Origin of the sequence: Paraburkholderia sp. FT54 (assembly GCF_031585635.1) — a bacterium.
In the GTDB taxonomy this organism is placed as follows: Bacteria; Pseudomonadota; Gammaproteobacteria; order Burkholderiales; family Burkholderiaceae; genus Paraburkholderia.
The window spans coordinates 2,750,877-2,764,812 of the sequence record NZ_CP134195.1 but is presented as its reverse complement, the minus strand read 5'-3'; the positions used below and the strand labels follow the sequence as shown (position 1 = coordinate 2,764,812).

The following is a 13,936-nucleotide window of genomic DNA, read 5'->3' as shown; positions in this document are numbered from 1 at the left end:
TAGCGTTTATGTCGAGAATGCATTAATAGACCGACCGCACTCACGGATCCTGACGATGACTCCAACCGAGCTTTTTGCCTTGCTGCCGGATATGGCGGTTTTCGCGCGCGTCGTCGATGCCGGCAATTTCTCGGTGGCGGCGCGGCAACTCGGGAGCACGCCGTCCACGGTCAGCCGTCAGATCAAGCGCCTCGAAGACGCGCTTGCGATCCGTTTGCTCGAGCGCTCCACGCGCACGGTGCGGGTCACGGAATCGGGTGCCCAGGTCGTGCGATTCTGTCGCGACATGGTGAGCGCCGCGTCGGGCGCGGTTGACGCCGCCGGGCAACTGGCCGGCAGGCCGCAAGGCAAGGTGAGCGTGAGCGCGCCGACCCAGTTCGCCAGGTCCGTGATTCACCCGCTCATTCCCGCTTTCCTGCACGCGTACGACGAAGTGGATCTGCAACTCCTGTTCACCGACCACGACGTCGACCCGCTCGTCGACGACGTCGATCTGGTGATCCGCCTGACCGAGCGCCCGCCGCAAGGACTCGCGGGGCGCCGGTTGGGCGCGGTGCGCTGGCTGCTGGGGGCATCGCCGGCGTATTTGCGCGAGCGCGGCACGCCGGTGCAGCCACGCGATCTGCTCGAACACGCGTGCATCTACCTCGGCGAGACTGCCGACGACAACCGCTGGCGCTTTCGCCGCGGCACCCAGACACAGAGCGTCGACGTGAAGGGGCGCTACATCGCTAACCACGCCGGCGCGCGGCTCGAAGCCGCGCTGCAGGACTTCGGCATTGCGTGTGTCCCCGAGTTTGCCGCCTCGGAGTCGTTGCAGCGCGGCGAACTCGTGCAGGTCCTGCCGGACTGGAATCTCGAAGCGCGCGCCTACGTGGGCTCGGTGTGGCTGCTGTATCCGCCGAACCGTTTCTTGCCGCCGAAGGTGAGGGCGCTGATTGACTACCTCGTCGAGCATCTTCACGACACGCTCGATACGGCATGAGCACCACCGCATCGCGAGACGAAAGTGGAACCGTCCGCACAATTCATGATTCAATGCAGTCCCAGCGATTCGATCGATCACGAGGAGAAACAGCATGAGCTTGCGCGACACCGGGCCGATTGCGGCGACTGTCTATCGCGGCACTTCGATTGAGAACACGCATCGGGCGCACGTCGCGGTGGTCGACGCGAACGGGCGCCTGTTGGCATCGTTCGGCGATCCTTCGCGCGTGACGCTGGCGCGTTCCGCGGCAAAGCCCGCACAAGCGTTAGCGGTATTGGAAACTGGCGCGCTGGAGCGCTTTGGTTTCGACGAAGCCGACCTGGCGCTGATGTGCGGTTCGCACAGTAGCGAGGCGCGTCACATCGAGCGTACGCGGCAGATGCTGGCCAAGGCGCAGGCGAACGAAGCCGACTTGCGTTGCGGCGGCCATCCGCCGTTATCCGACGCTGTCTATATCGACTGGCTCAAACGCGACTTCAAGCCGAGCGGCGTGTGCAGCAACTGTTCCGGCAAACACGCGGGCATGCTGGCTGGCGCGCAATCGATCGGCGCGTCGATAGCGGGTTATGAGCGACCCGACCATCCGTTGCAGGTGCGTGTAAAACACACGGTCGCCGGCGTCTGCGATTTACCGGACGACGCAGTGCAATGGGCCACAGACGGCTGCAATCTGCCGACGCCGGCGTTCCCGCTAGACCGCCTCGCACGCTTGTTCGCGAAGCTGGCCGCCGCGGAAGACGAGGTATCGTCGAATGCGGAGTTCCTCACATCGCGCACCACAGCGCTCGCGCGAATCTACCGTGCAATGACGACGTATCCGGAGTGTGTAGCGGGCGAGGGCCGATTCTGCACGCAGTTGATGCAAGCCTTCGAGGGGGCACTAGTTGGCAAGGTGGGCGCCGACGGCAGCTACGCGATAGGCGTGCGGGCATCACAACAGACGGAGCGGGCGGGCGCGCAAGGCGCGCTGGGCATTGCCGTAAAAATCGAGGACGGCAACGTCGGCGTACTGTACGCGGTGGTCGCGGAACTTCTCGCGTTGCTAGACATCGGAACACCGGCCCAACGCGCAAAACTCACGGCGTTTCACGCACCGAAGATGCTGAACACAATGGGCATCCAGACGAGCCGAATGACATTTTCGGTGGCGCTAGAACGCGCCACATAGGCCACACTGAATGAACGACCGCACCGGCGCGCGCAGCGCCGCCGGAAGAATGACTGCCTTGTCACGAACGCGGAATGCGCGGGGGCACAGATTCCAGATGCACCACTACGGTGGCTGCGCGAGGGACCCGCTTAAAGGCTGGCGGTGTGAAGCTTTCTTTGCTTGCTTTCTTTGCGGCATACCGGCAAAAGCGTGGATGAGTGTTCCGTTTGAATATCCACTGGCCAAGACGTGTTACGGCGTCTTTCTTGTATGGTGCGGCCGTGGCGTCATGGACCGGATCGCACAGGCGCTGACCGATTCCATACCGGGCATAGCTGACGTGCTTGCGGTACGCCGTCTAAGACCCGCACCGCGTGCCCCCCGCAGCGTCTTGCAACGACTCGCTGCGTCAACGGCGAGGAGCGCACGCGGGACACGTCATGCGCCATGACCTGATCGTCTGGCCAGGCTGCGTACCCAATCAGCAAGCGCCTGCACCTCTTTCAGCGCCCCGTGACCCGGCGCAAACACCTGAAAGGCAGCATGAATGACAGGACGGGCGCGAGCATTCGCGCCAGTATCTGTCGCATATCAACCCAGGTGCGCGCCGACAGGCGGCGGGAAAACAAAAGTCATTTGTCAGGCGGCAACGAAGACCGTTCTGATGCGTCATGAATAAGACGCCGCCGATTTTGTGAATGCTTGTCAAATTCGCGCTATCCCAAATTAACTTCGTTGACCTGATGGAGGTTAGATGCTGAGGTACAGGCTTCGCAAAAAATAGGCACTGCTCTTAACAGAATGCATATGGCTGAAGCTGATCGCATAAGAACATATCTGACGGGGCGGCAGTCCGCGCACATGAAGTTCATGCCGCGCAAGCCGCAGCAGGTTGAGAAGGAAAGTGACACTGGCCGGCCGAAACCCGCGCCGGTTGTCTCGGTCGTATCGTGGGAAGTGCATGAGGAAATCTGCGAGCCGTATCGGATCAAGGCTGTGATCTCGACGCCGGAACCGGTGAGCAGAAAGAAGGTGCTGGGGCAACTCGCAGAGTTCTCCATCCAGCCCGAGGATGGGCGTGAACTGCGTACATTCAACGGGTTTGTGTCGCGCTTCGATCTGGCGTCGGAATCGCGTGATGGTTGCACCTATCGCGTTGTGATCCGCCAGCGACTCGCTGTCCTCGACGGGCCGAGCAACTGCGTCACATACCAGCGGATGGCATCGTGGGAAATCATCAGGACCATCCTTGAGCGTCACGAAATCCGCTTCTGGATGCAGGTGGAATTTCGCCTCCGGCGTGAACATCCGAAACACGACTTCCGGTTTCAGTTCAACCTGGGGGACTGGGCATACATCCGGCTCGAAATGGAACAGGCTGGCCTGTTCTGCTTCACGACGACCGGCGAGCATGGCGAAGTGCTGGTGATTGCCGATGACATAGACGGCTATGAGCGGCCCCCGGTCATGGTACTTGACCGCCCCACAGCCGGACTGTCAACGTTTGAGGAATCCATCTTTTCCTTCAAGGTGCGTACCCGCACCGTACCGGAATCCTTTACCGTTGCCGACTACAACCCGGACAGTGCGTGGGAAGTTCTGCGCAATGAAAGCCGCGCTGTCCCGGACGACGGGACGATGGTCGGCACGCCCTATGTGTGGGGCACGCATCATGGGGACGCCGGTGGCGCGAAGCGCGAGGCGCAGTTACGACATGAGGCGGCGCTTGCACAGCAGGTCCGCTACAAGGTCAAGTCGACCGTGCTCGCACTCAGGCCGGGTCGTCTTGTGCGTTCGGACCGGGAGCTTGAGGACGCAGGAGCGGGCATGTTCGTTACAAAGGTCGTGCATAGCGGCGCGCGAAGCGTCAGCTACATGAACCGTTTCACCGCCATTCCAGCTGACCGTCCATACCGGATGGCCATCGATGAAACCCGATGGCCCCGGATACACGGCACACTCGGGGCAACGATCTGCTCTCCCGATAAATACAAATTTGCCTACCTGACCGACAAAGGGGAGTATGTCGCGCGCTTTCATTGCGACTTCGGCAACTGGCCCAAAGGTGCGGAGAGCATTCCGTTGCGGCTGGCGAAACCGTTTTCGGGCAGAGACAACACCGGCATGCACATGCCCGCGCTGGACGGCGATGAGGGCCTGGTCGCCTTTCGTGAAGGCAACCCGAACAAGCCGTTCCTTGTGGGCTTCATGCCAAACAGCCAGCGTCCCGGCCTCATCAACTCGTCGCGGCGGCGCATGTCGCGCAACGAAATCCGCACGCAGTCTGGCAACAAGCTGTGGATGGATGACTGGGACGACCAGCAAGGGATCGAACTCAGCACAGAGCACTCGGGCCGCTCGCAGCTCAACCTGGGCTTCATACCGGACCGTGACCTGAAACAGCGCGGGGCGGGCGCGGAACTTCGGACAGACGGTTACGCGGTCACTCGCGGCGGATCTGGCGCGATGCTCACCGCCTATAACCAGGCGGGCGGCGGCGGCAAGGTGCTTGCGATGGATGAGACGGAGGCGCAACTGACGGAGCACCAGGCACTGTCGGAATCGCTCGCGCAATCCGCCAAATCCTCGAAGGCGTCGCCCGCCGATACGGACGCTCAGAAGCGCATCAACGATGGCCTGAAGGGACTGAAGAAGCCTGGCGTTCTGGTCACTGGTCCGGGGCCGGTGGGCGTGGCGTCAGGCGACGGTGTGCATGTCGCTGCCGATGGCTCGATCATCGGCACCGCCAGGAAAGGCGTGCATTTCAGCACGCTCAGGCGCTTCACCGTGGCTGCGCGTGATCTGGTATCGGTTTTCTCACAGAAAGGCATGAGTCTGATTGCGGCGGCGGGTGCTGTTGTCCTGCAGGCCCAGCGCGGCTCGATGCAGCTTGCGTCGCAGAACGACATGACCGTTGAGACAGTTGACGGTGTGCTGCGTGTGAAGTCGTCAAAGGAGATCGTGCTGAATGTTGGCGGCTCGTACCTGCGTATGACGCCGGGGGGGATCGAATTCGGCTCTTGGGGCGGGGCGGTGTTCAGGACCAGCGGCCTGAAGAAGGTTGGCCCCGCGCAGATGGACCTGGGTGGAGAGGCGTTCGCGCCGAAGCTCGTGCCATTCACGACGGATTGCGATGTGTGGCGCACCAATGCGAACTTCACGCGCGATATTGCGGGGACGCCCGCGTCTGACCCGGCGCAGTGGCAGGGGCTGGTGAATTCGGGCCCGGTGCCGCCAGCGCCAGCGCCCTCTCCCGGCGCTTCAATCATGAACGGCGTGCCGGATCCGGGTTCGATGGGGTCAGCGGGCGGTGGCGTATCGCAGGACACTCAATCAAAGGGCCAACAGCTCCCCGGCTCGATGGGTTCTGCTGGTGGTCCGGCGGGCAATGGCGGTCTGGTGATTAACGACCCGGAAAACGAAAAGCAGTACGGTATTTCAGCTGATCCAATCCAGTTGCAACCTGCTGCGCCGTGTAACTGGCAAATGCCAAATTTCACAGAGTCCGCCAGTATGGTGCGTGAAACGCCGACTTACCAAAAATATGGCTGGACTAGGACCGAACGCATCAAGGATGGAGACAAGCCTGTAATGTGTTCCGGGACGGCGACCACAACGTGTCAGTTCTCCTACGACTCGCAGGCCAAAACGCTTACTGCAAAGGTTGTCACTGCGTTGGTTCCGAGATTGCTAGTGCAGACGAACCCAGCCGGCGAGCCATTGCGCAATGCGAAAGGTGACTATATTACTGTCGAGTATGAGTCTTTCAAGAATGGAGCTAACTCCAAGAAGCCATTTTCGGCTTTTAATCTGAAGCAAATTGATCGTGATCCGGCGCAGGTTGACGCTTCGACCTACAAGAGCATGATCGAGAACACGTTGAATCAAGGGAATTACAAACTGATTCTGGATGGTTGCCAGAAAGGTGGTGCTTGCGGTTGCCGTATCTCAGTGAAATTTTGCGCAGACGTACATGTCGTCCGCGAGGCTGATGCGCAGGCGCTTAATCCAAATATTGTCATCAACCTGTTTCCGACGACTGCCCGTGCGGACGCCAAGAACTGGCCAGAGTTCGAATATGAGGATGATAACAGCGGTGATAATAAGGTGCCGAAGACAACTCAAGTAAAGGCGCATGAAACCGGACACTTGTTTAATTTCCCGGATGAATACTGGGTACAGGGTGGTTTTGTGCATTCAATCTATGTAAAGAATGGTGGCGACATTGACTTTGAACTGGCTGACAGAAACGTCGGAACCAACAAGATTTGGATCATAGACACTGATACCCAACTTATGGGCGGGGGTGCTCTGAAGCCTACGGCAACAATCCCTCCTTACTATCTTGAGTATATCCGCAGATGGTTTTCCTTACATACAAATAAACTCTGGAGAGTTGGCTATGAACCTGCCGCATTACCTCGCGTTAACAACCCGACCGGTAAAGCTAACACAGGCGCAACGAGCGGTGCCAAAACGGGTGTACCTAAGCCAACTGCTGCTTCGCACAAGAAACATAAATAGGTGGCTAGTTGTGCGGGCGTTGAGAGCGGTGTTTCTTATGACGTTGTTGGTATTCTCGGGTATGAAAAACGTAATGGCAGATTCTGAAAACAGTGTTGTGTTGCGTCCGGGTGCGTTCACGCTGTCGTGGTCCGCTGACCTTCAGTATGGATCAAGGGATTTAACTTTTGACGGTGAGCGAACATTCTATTTTGCCAAGGGAGACACCGTTAACGAGGATAGTCAAAAAGGTGTCGGCGTATTCGCCTTGAATCTACAGAATTCAGATTTGCAGGAGCTGAATGTTGTTGCACAGAATTTGTGTGACAAGGATATTCAAAGTGGTGGTCCTGAGACGGTAGACCCGCCGTCCACATTTAGCGTCATGTGCATGGGGGAGGATGGGAAGGCAGTTCGCAGGAGTGGTTCCATACGCCTGATTCCTGAACGCTTTAAGAGTCGCATCTTTGATGCTCCGCTTAGGCTGGCCGAGCGGGCATGGACTGAAGGCAGCAAGATTATCAAACTCGATTTCGAGACTGTGGCAGTAGAGCATAAAGATGGGCATTATATTGTTGCTGTGAAATTTATTAATTCTGGAAATCGATGGATTCAGTTCAAAACCCCGGATCAATGGGGCGGGTCCACTACCAGTGGACGATTGGGTGTGGGTGCAACTGGAGCAATTCACCCAAATGGTGACGTGGTGAAGGTGAAAGGTTCTTGGGCTTTCGGTTTGAGTGGGAAAGGATTAATAAATCGAAGCGAATTTAAAGGTGGCTTGGTATTTTTGAAGCCGGGCGGAAGCGAGGTCTTAAAATTCGAGGTTGATCCTGATTATAAGGCTCTTAAGGGTAGTTATGAATTCTCCGGTATCGTGTTTATGAGAATCGAGTACGAAGGATATGGGTGGGGGCTTGCATCCAACGTGGACTTTAAACCAATCAAAACCCGCATCACAATTGACCGCGACTACCCCTCAACCCCGCAGGAGCGCGAGCAGTGGGAGAAAACCCATCGCGAGAACATGTCCCAATGGCCGGTCAAGCCTGGCGCAACCTTTGCCGAGGACGGCCTGTATCGTGCCGTGCGCACTAGCGGCACCGCTCGCGGCCTCTTGCTGAGACCGTTCAAGGCGGGCGACGTGGCGACCACGGACGATGTGCGCATGTACACGGAGGTTGCTAGTGGCACCGAATTTAACGGGCCGGTGCAGTGGGTGTGGGAGGGCAGCGCGCCAACGCCCGTCAAGCAGTGGTCGTTCGACATCATCGAAGGCACCGAACACGTCTGCAAGGCGGGAGCCATTTGCCCACGCAGTGGCCGCTGGCTTGCGCGTGTTCACTCAGGCGGCTTTTCCGCCGCTGCGCCGTACCGTTACGACCTCGCGGGCATCGTCACCCTGTGCCGCGGACAGAGCATGCCCGCCAGAACCGACGGAGCCGATTGGGAATGGCTGGGGGCCTGACGTGAGCGAACGCGCCTGTATTCTCCGGCTCGACCGGACCACAGCAAACGGCACCGTACTCGATGGCATCGCAGATGTTGGCCCCGATGAGCGTGGCATGAGCTACCTCGGGGCGCGCGTGCAATGCCCCGCGTGTGGTTCCATCGGGCACATCGTCGCGAATGGCCCGCGTTCGGAAGATGACGCCATAGACGACAGGCTGCCGGCGCTGGAGGGTGACTTATGCCGTTGCCGCTGCAATCCGCCGCCAATACTGATTGCCTCCCAGCATGACTGGACATACGAAGGCTGACACGGAGAAACGATGACTTTTCGCTGGAACCAGGTGATACCCGACGAGGAGGAGGCGGGTGAGCCGCCACCTTTGTGGTTTTATCTTGCCATGTTCATTGTCGTGGAATGTTTCGCCCTGTTCACAACGGTGCGTTCCTGGCCGAAGGGGCAACCGGTAATGTCAATGGGGTTTTTCAAGAGCATCCTGCTGACCGGGCCGTCCTTCTGGGGAGCACTATGCGCGCTCGCCTATTACGTTGGATATGGTCTGAAGGCATTTGAGGCGGCGGTGTTTAACAGGGAGGGTTGGCAGTTGCGCAGATCGTGGCAGCGTCAGTGCCGCTCCGGTGTAGCCGTGCTGGATAGCGTAGTGCTCGCACCGGAACCGGACCTTGGCGAACGCATGCTTGGACTCGAAGGCACGCCACCGCAGAATCCGGGCAAGGTAATGGCGCTCGACGTGGACGAGACAGGGGCCGAGTCCAGGCTACATGCCGTCCTGGAAAAGCTGCTTGTGCCGCTCGCGCCGAAACTGGCAGGTGCCATACGGAGCAATTCGTTCCAGCTCATGATGCAGGGTGGCCGGGATGAATCGTCCGACATCATTCACGCCGTGTGGAAGAAGCTCGAATTGCCGGGAGCGCCGCGCATTGTCCGCATGCGGCCCGGCACGGAACCGAAGTTTGCTGAAAAGTGGTTCCCGGCTGACAGCGATCCGTCATACCGGCTGGTGCTGGCGTGGCATCTGAATGACAACCCGGATCTACCGAAGGATTGCTCGGAGTTTGCCGTGGCGCTGCTGCTGGCTTCGGACCAGTTCATGTACGACCAGCGCGGCAAGCTCAAGTCACAGGCGTGGCTGATGCGTGAGATCGAGACGGAAGCCGATCAGGTCGAGGAGGCGCTGTCGCTGCTGCTCCGGGCTGAACAGGCTGAGATGAAGCGCATCCGCAATTTCTGGCACAGCCGCCTGAAGGGCCTTGCGCAGCACGCAACCTTCGGCGCGGTGAAGGAGAGCGGGCTGGAAGTCTCCACGCATGCGCTCGATACATCCATTGGTCCGCAGGCCCCGGTGTCGCGATGGCTGCTATATGCGCTCGCGGCGAGGATGGCGCACTTCGGACAGGGTGCGCAACTCGTGGCACTGCCGGTAGAGAATGGCGTGACGCTCAGTCTCGCGGTGCGAGAGTTGCGACCGGTGAATGCGCCGTGGAAAGACGGCTATGACTATTCCCTTGTTCCGTTTGCCAAACTGCTCTTTCTCTCACTGATGATGTTCGGCATGTCCCTGCTCGATGACAGGCCGGGGTGGCAGACCACGGATACAGGCATAGTGATTGCACTGCCGTTTCTTGGCGTTGTGTTTGGCGCGCTGAGGTATTTCCGCGAGCAAGGCATCGCCGAAGACTTCTGGCGCGCCTACCGTCGAGGTTGATGAAGCTCCCACGATTGCCGCCTTCTGGGCCATGCACAAAAAAGGCCGCCGGAAGGCGGGCTATAAACTGAGAGGCGCGCGAAGCGAAACCGATGAGGGAGAACGTCTTGTTTCGCTTGCGCGCCCAGACCTATTACGCGGCATAGACCACCAAGACCACACGGAAAAGACCAACAAACTAAGGAACCCAAACAAAAGACCGGATCAAGCAGCGACCACAGAAGGCACACCCCCAATCGCACTCCGAATAGCATCCGCCAACTCCGAAGCGGCAAACTTAGCCACATACCCATTAGCCCCGGCATTCCTGACATGCGCTTCATTCGCGGCCCCGGTCAAAGAAGAATGAATAATGACCGGAATATCCCGAGTGCGCTCATCAGCCTTAATTTGCCGAGTGAGCATGAACCCGTCCATCTCAGGCATCTCAAGATCAGTCAAAACCAGCGCGATACTATCCTTGACGCGAGTCCCATTAGCCTGCGCTTCCCGTGCAACCTGCTGCAAGGTATTCCAGGCTTCTTCCCCGGTCTTGGTCATCACATAATCCGCCCCAATCGCACTCAAAGCCTGCTCAATGAGCTTACGAGCAAACCCGGAATCATCAGCAGCAAGAATTTTCGCTCCAGGCCGAATTCCCAACGCCTCCCCAACAGAACCCGGATCGACACTAGGGTGCTGTGACGGAAACACATCCCGCAACACCTGCTCGACATCGATCACCTGAGCGAGCCGCGAATCACCGGTATTGCCGTCGATCCGCGCAATGCTGGTAACGAGATTGCCCCCGGCCGCACCCTCGGCGGACAACACCTGATTCCACTCCAGTCGCACGATATCGTCGACCTCTTCAACCGCAAACGCTTGCGTTGACCGCGCGAACTCCGTCACCAGCAAAATGTTCAGCCCGCGCGTCGGCTCACACCCCATCAGCCGCGGCAAATCGATCACAGGGATGATCTGCCCGCGAATATCCACGGCTCCCATCACAAACGGCGACGAACCGGCGATCGGCGTAACCGTCGGCATGGTCGAGATTTCCCGCACCTTGAAGACGTTGATGCCATAAAGCTCATGCGCGTCGCTGCCGGGCACGCGGCCCAACCGGTACAACAACAACTCGAACTTGTTGGAACTGGTCAGGTTGCTGCGTTCATCGTGCGCGAGGTTTTCTGCTGCCATCGAATCTCTCCAGGATTGCGGTGCGTGTGATGCGCCATGCCACCGTTGCGTTCGATCCCGGCGCGCGCCCTACCTTCCAGTTATCGGCGCGGCGGGCGGAAAGTTCAGCGATTCCACGCTGTTTTCCTCGCATGCTCTGGTTGACGCGCAACCGCTATTGAGGACGCGGAAGGGGCACGAGCACTGCGCGCGCCAATACAGCGCTGTCAAGGCATTCATATGAAGCTTACCTAAGGTTACAGAAGCGACAGCGTCGTATCACATGCCGCACAGCGCGCCTCATAGAATTCACAGCGATAAAAGCGTGGCGCCGTCAGCGGCTCGCAAGCTGACTGCAAGGTAGTCGCGCAGTCGGCACGACGCCCGAGGCGCACACGCATCACCGTCGTTTCGCTTCCACCTCAAGGAGAACGTATGATCCGCTTGCCTCTCGCCACTATCACCAGCGCCTGCATGGCTGGACTGCTCGTCGTCGCCGGCGCGGCCAACGCTCAAACAACCCCGGCAGCACCGGCGGCGGCCGCGGCCGACACCGGCCGTCTGCATGCCGCCGACCAGACGTTCATCGCGGACGGTACCAAGGCCGTTGCGACGCAACGCGACGCCGCCCGCATCGCGACCTCGCGCTCGACCGATCGCGACGTCAAGGCATTCGCCGAGCGCGTCTCCACGGACAACGCGAAAATCTCCGACGCGCTGCGCGCGGCAAGCCCGCGCGGCGTCGATGTGCCGAAGAACGATCCCGACGCAGCGGTCCTCGCGAGCATCAACAACCTGCGTGGCGCCGACTTCGACAAGGCCTATATCGAACAGGTCGCGCTCGCCGGCGAACAGAAAGCGCTGTCGGCATTCCAGGCGGAAATCGCTGGAGGCCGTGACGAACAATTGAAGGACGCGGCCAGGAAGGCCTTGCCGACCATCCAGGAGCACTACGCGATGGCGCAGGATCTTGCCAAGCGTAAGCATCTGTCGACCGCGCAGTAAGCGGTGTAACGCGCGTCACGTTGCGGCGTGACGCGCGGTCGTCCGAGTGCGTGGTTTTCGGCGATAATCGGCTTCGCTCTTTCGAGTCCGCCGGGCGCATGAGCTAGCACGATGCATCGTTTGCGATTCATCTTGCGCGATGCGCACGCCTTACTCGAAAGCTCCCACGATTTTCACGCGCATTCCATCCAAGCTCTCCGCATGAGCAAGCCTGCCAATTTGCCGCAACAGTTGGACTCCATGCTTCGGCAAGCCGTTGCGCTTCAGCAGAACGGCGCATTCGCCGAGGCCGAAGAACTCTATCGCGAGATTCTCGAACTCAAGCCCCGTCATTTCGACGCGCTGCAATTGCTGGGCGCGCTGGCCCTGCAAGCCGGCCGTCTGCGAGAGGGTGTCGAGTTACTCAGGAAAGCGCTTGCCATCAACGCGAAACAGGCGCCGCTTCACTCGAATCTCGCCTATGCGCTGAACGCCTTGCAGCGTTTCGACGAAGCCCTCGCGAGCGCCGATCGCGCACTGGCTTTGCAGCCCAGATTTCCCGACGCGCTGAACAATCGCGGCAACGCGCAAGCCGGCCTGAACCGGCCGCTCGATGCGCTCGGCAGTTTCGATCGCGCGATTGCGCTCATGCCGGACTTCGCGCAGGCCTGGAACAACCGCGCGTGCGTGCTGCGCGACCTGGGCCGTCCCGCCGATGCGCTTGCCAGTTGCGATCACGCGCTCGCGCTGCAACCCAATTATCCGGATGCGTGGAGCAATCGCGGCAACGCATTCAGTGACCTGAACCAGCCGGAAGAAGCCGAGCGCAGCTACCGTCGTGCGATCGAATTGTCCCCGGCATTCGCCGATGCCTGGAACAATCTCGGGCTCACGCAGATCGATCTCAACCAGCACGCCGAAGCACTGTCGAGTTACGAGCATGCGCTAGCAGCGAACCCCGATGCTGCGGAAACACATTGGAACGAATCGCTGTGCCTGCTGCAAATGGGACAGCTCGAAGCAGGCTGGCAAAAATATGAATGGCGCTGGGAGCGCAGCCGCATCAAGGCAGGCCGGCGCAGTTTTGCGCAGCCCCTTTGGCTGGGGGATTTTTCGCTCGACGGCAAGACGATTCTGTTGCACGCGGAGCAGGGTCTCGGCGACACGCTGCAGTTTTGCCGCTACGCCGCGCTGGTGTCGAAGCTCGGCGCGAAGGTCGTGCTCGAAGTGCCGCCCGAGTTGACGCGACTCATGGCCACGCTCGACGGTGTGGATCAGTTGATCGAAGCCGGCCAAACGCTGCCGCCATTCGATTGCCACTGTCCGCTGCTGAGTCTGCCGCTCGCATTCAAGACTGGCCTCGACAGCATTCCATCGACAACGCCTTATCTTTTCGCGGATGCCGAAGCGGTTCGCCAATGGCGCGATCGGGTTCACGCGCAAGCGGATATCCGCCTGAAAGTCGGACTCGTGTGGGCGGGCGGAAGCCGGCCGCATGTCGCGGAGCTTCGCAAGAACGATGCGCGCCGTTCGATCGCTTTCGCGCAACTCGCGCCGCTTCTCGACGTGCCGAACGTGCAGTTCTTCAGCCTGCAAAAAGGAACGGCGGCAGAGCAACTCAGAAGCGCCCAGCAGGGCGGCTGCGTTGTCGATTACACGGAAGAACTAGGCGACTTCGCCGACACCGCGGCATTGGTGGCGAACCTCGATCTGGTGATTTCCGTGGACACGTCCACTGCGCACCTGGCCGGCGCGCTCGACAAGCCGGTCTGGATTCTGAACCGCTTCGACACCTGCTGGCGCTGGATGCTGCAGCGCACCGACACGCCGTGGTATCCGCGCGCCCGGTTGTTCCGGCAGCCGGCGCTGGGCGATTGGGACAGTGTGATGCAAGCCGCGCGTGACGCGCTGGCTGCATTGAGCGCTTCGGCTGCGCGCGCGGCGCATCCGCGATAAAGATCCCGTTTGCGCCCG

The 13,936-nt window shown here is 59.9% G+C and carries 9 protein-coding genes; 8 read left to right on the top strand and 1 reads right to left on the bottom strand.

The window, feature by feature from the left end; translation table 11 throughout:
- Nucleotides 1–55 precede the first annotated feature (55 nt).
- The 6 genes from RI103_RS12745 (at nt 56) to RI103_RS12720 (ending at nt 9,817) form a co-directional block, all read left to right on the top strand.
- Nucleotides 56–985, top strand: coding sequence for a LysR family transcriptional regulator (locus RI103_RS12745; RefSeq protein WP_310812359.1), 930 nt, complete (start codon nt 56–58; stop codon nt 983–985).
- A gap of 94 nt (nt 986–1,079) precedes the next feature.
- The gene (locus tag RI103_RS12740; RefSeq protein ID WP_310812358.1) at nt 1,080–2,156 is read left to right on the top strand and encodes an asparaginase; all 1,077 of its coding nucleotides are present in this window, start codon (nt 1,080–1,082) and stop codon (nt 2,154–2,156) included.
- 843 nt (nt 2,157–2,999) lie between these two features.
- Nucleotides 3,000–6,662 carry a type VI secretion system Vgr family protein gene (locus tag RI103_RS12735; RefSeq protein WP_310812357.1) on the top strand — a complete coding sequence of 1,221 codons (3,663 nt, stop codon included), beginning with the start codon at nt 3,000–3,002 and terminating at the stop codon, nt 6,660–6,662.
- Nucleotides 6,663–6,735: 73 nt separating this feature from the next.
- Nucleotides 6,736–8,109 (top strand): hypothetical protein, encoded by a 1,374-nt coding sequence (locus RI103_RS12730; RefSeq protein WP_310812356.1) that lies wholly within the window; start codon nt 6,736–6,738, stop codon nt 8,107–8,109.
- Between the two features lies 1 nt (nt 8,110).
- On the top strand, nt 8,111–8,401 hold the full coding sequence (locus RI103_RS12725) for a PAAR domain-containing protein (RefSeq protein WP_310812355.1): 291 nt from the start codon (nt 8,111–8,113) through the stop codon (nt 8,399–8,401).
- A gap of 12 nt (nt 8,402–8,413) precedes the next feature.
- Nucleotides 8,414–9,817 (top strand): hypothetical protein, encoded by a 1,404-nt coding sequence (locus RI103_RS12720; protein WP_310812354.1) that lies wholly within the window; start codon nt 8,414–8,416, stop codon nt 9,815–9,817.
- Nucleotides 9,818–10,021: 204 nt separating this feature from the next.
- On the opposite strand, the gene RI103_RS12715 is transcribed toward RI103_RS12720, so the two are convergent.
- Nucleotides 10,022–10,999: a chemotaxis protein gene (locus tag RI103_RS12715; protein ID WP_310812353.1), complete on the bottom strand. Its 978-nt coding sequence runs from the start codon at nt 10,997–10,999 to the stop codon at nt 10,022–10,024.
- A 414-nt stretch (nt 11,000–11,413) separates the two neighbouring features.
- Between RI103_RS12715 and RI103_RS12710 the strand changes: the two genes are divergently transcribed.
- Nucleotides 11,414–11,983 carry a DUF4142 domain-containing protein gene (locus RI103_RS12710; protein ID WP_310812352.1) on the top strand — a complete coding sequence of 190 codons (570 nt, stop codon included), beginning with the start codon at nt 11,414–11,416 and terminating at the stop codon, nt 11,981–11,983.
- Nucleotides 11,984–12,184: 201 nt separating this feature from the next.
- Nucleotides 12,185–13,918: a tetratricopeptide repeat-containing glycosyltransferase family protein gene (locus RI103_RS12705; RefSeq protein ID WP_310812351.1), complete on the top strand. Its 1,734-nt coding sequence runs from the start codon at nt 12,185–12,187 to the stop codon at nt 13,916–13,918.
- Nucleotides 13,919–13,936 lie beyond the last annotated feature (18 nt).

Excerpts from the sequence above, each read along its gene's own strand:
- RI103_RS12745 (WP_310812359.1), top strand. The coding sequence starts at position 56 with ATGACTCCAACCGAGCTTTTTGCCTTGCTGCCGGATATGGCGGTTTTC.
- RI103_RS12740 (WP_310812358.1), top strand. The coding sequence starts at position 1,080 with ATGAGCTTGCGCGACACCGGGCCGATTGCGGCGACTGTCTATCGCGGC.
- RI103_RS12735 (WP_310812357.1), top strand. The coding sequence starts at position 3,000 with ATGAAGTTCATGCCGCGCAAGCCGCAGCAGGTTGAGAAGGAAAGTGAC.
- RI103_RS12730 (WP_310812356.1), top strand. The coding sequence starts at position 6,736 with ATGGCAGATTCTGAAAACAGTGTTGTGTTGCGTCCGGGTGCGTTCACG.
- RI103_RS12720 (WP_310812354.1), top strand. The coding sequence starts at position 8,414 with ATGACTTTTCGCTGGAACCAGGTGATACCCGACGAGGAGGAGGCGGGT.
- RI103_RS12715 (WP_310812353.1), bottom strand. The coding sequence starts at position 10,999 with ATGGCAGCAGAAAACCTCGCGCACGATGAACGCAGCAACCTGACCAGT.
- RI103_RS12710 (WP_310812352.1), top strand. The coding sequence starts at position 11,414 with ATGATCCGCTTGCCTCTCGCCACTATCACCAGCGCCTGCATGGCTGGA.
- RI103_RS12705 (WP_310812351.1), top strand. The coding sequence starts at position 12,185 with ATGAGCAAGCCTGCCAATTTGCCGCAACAGTTGGACTCCATGCTTCGG.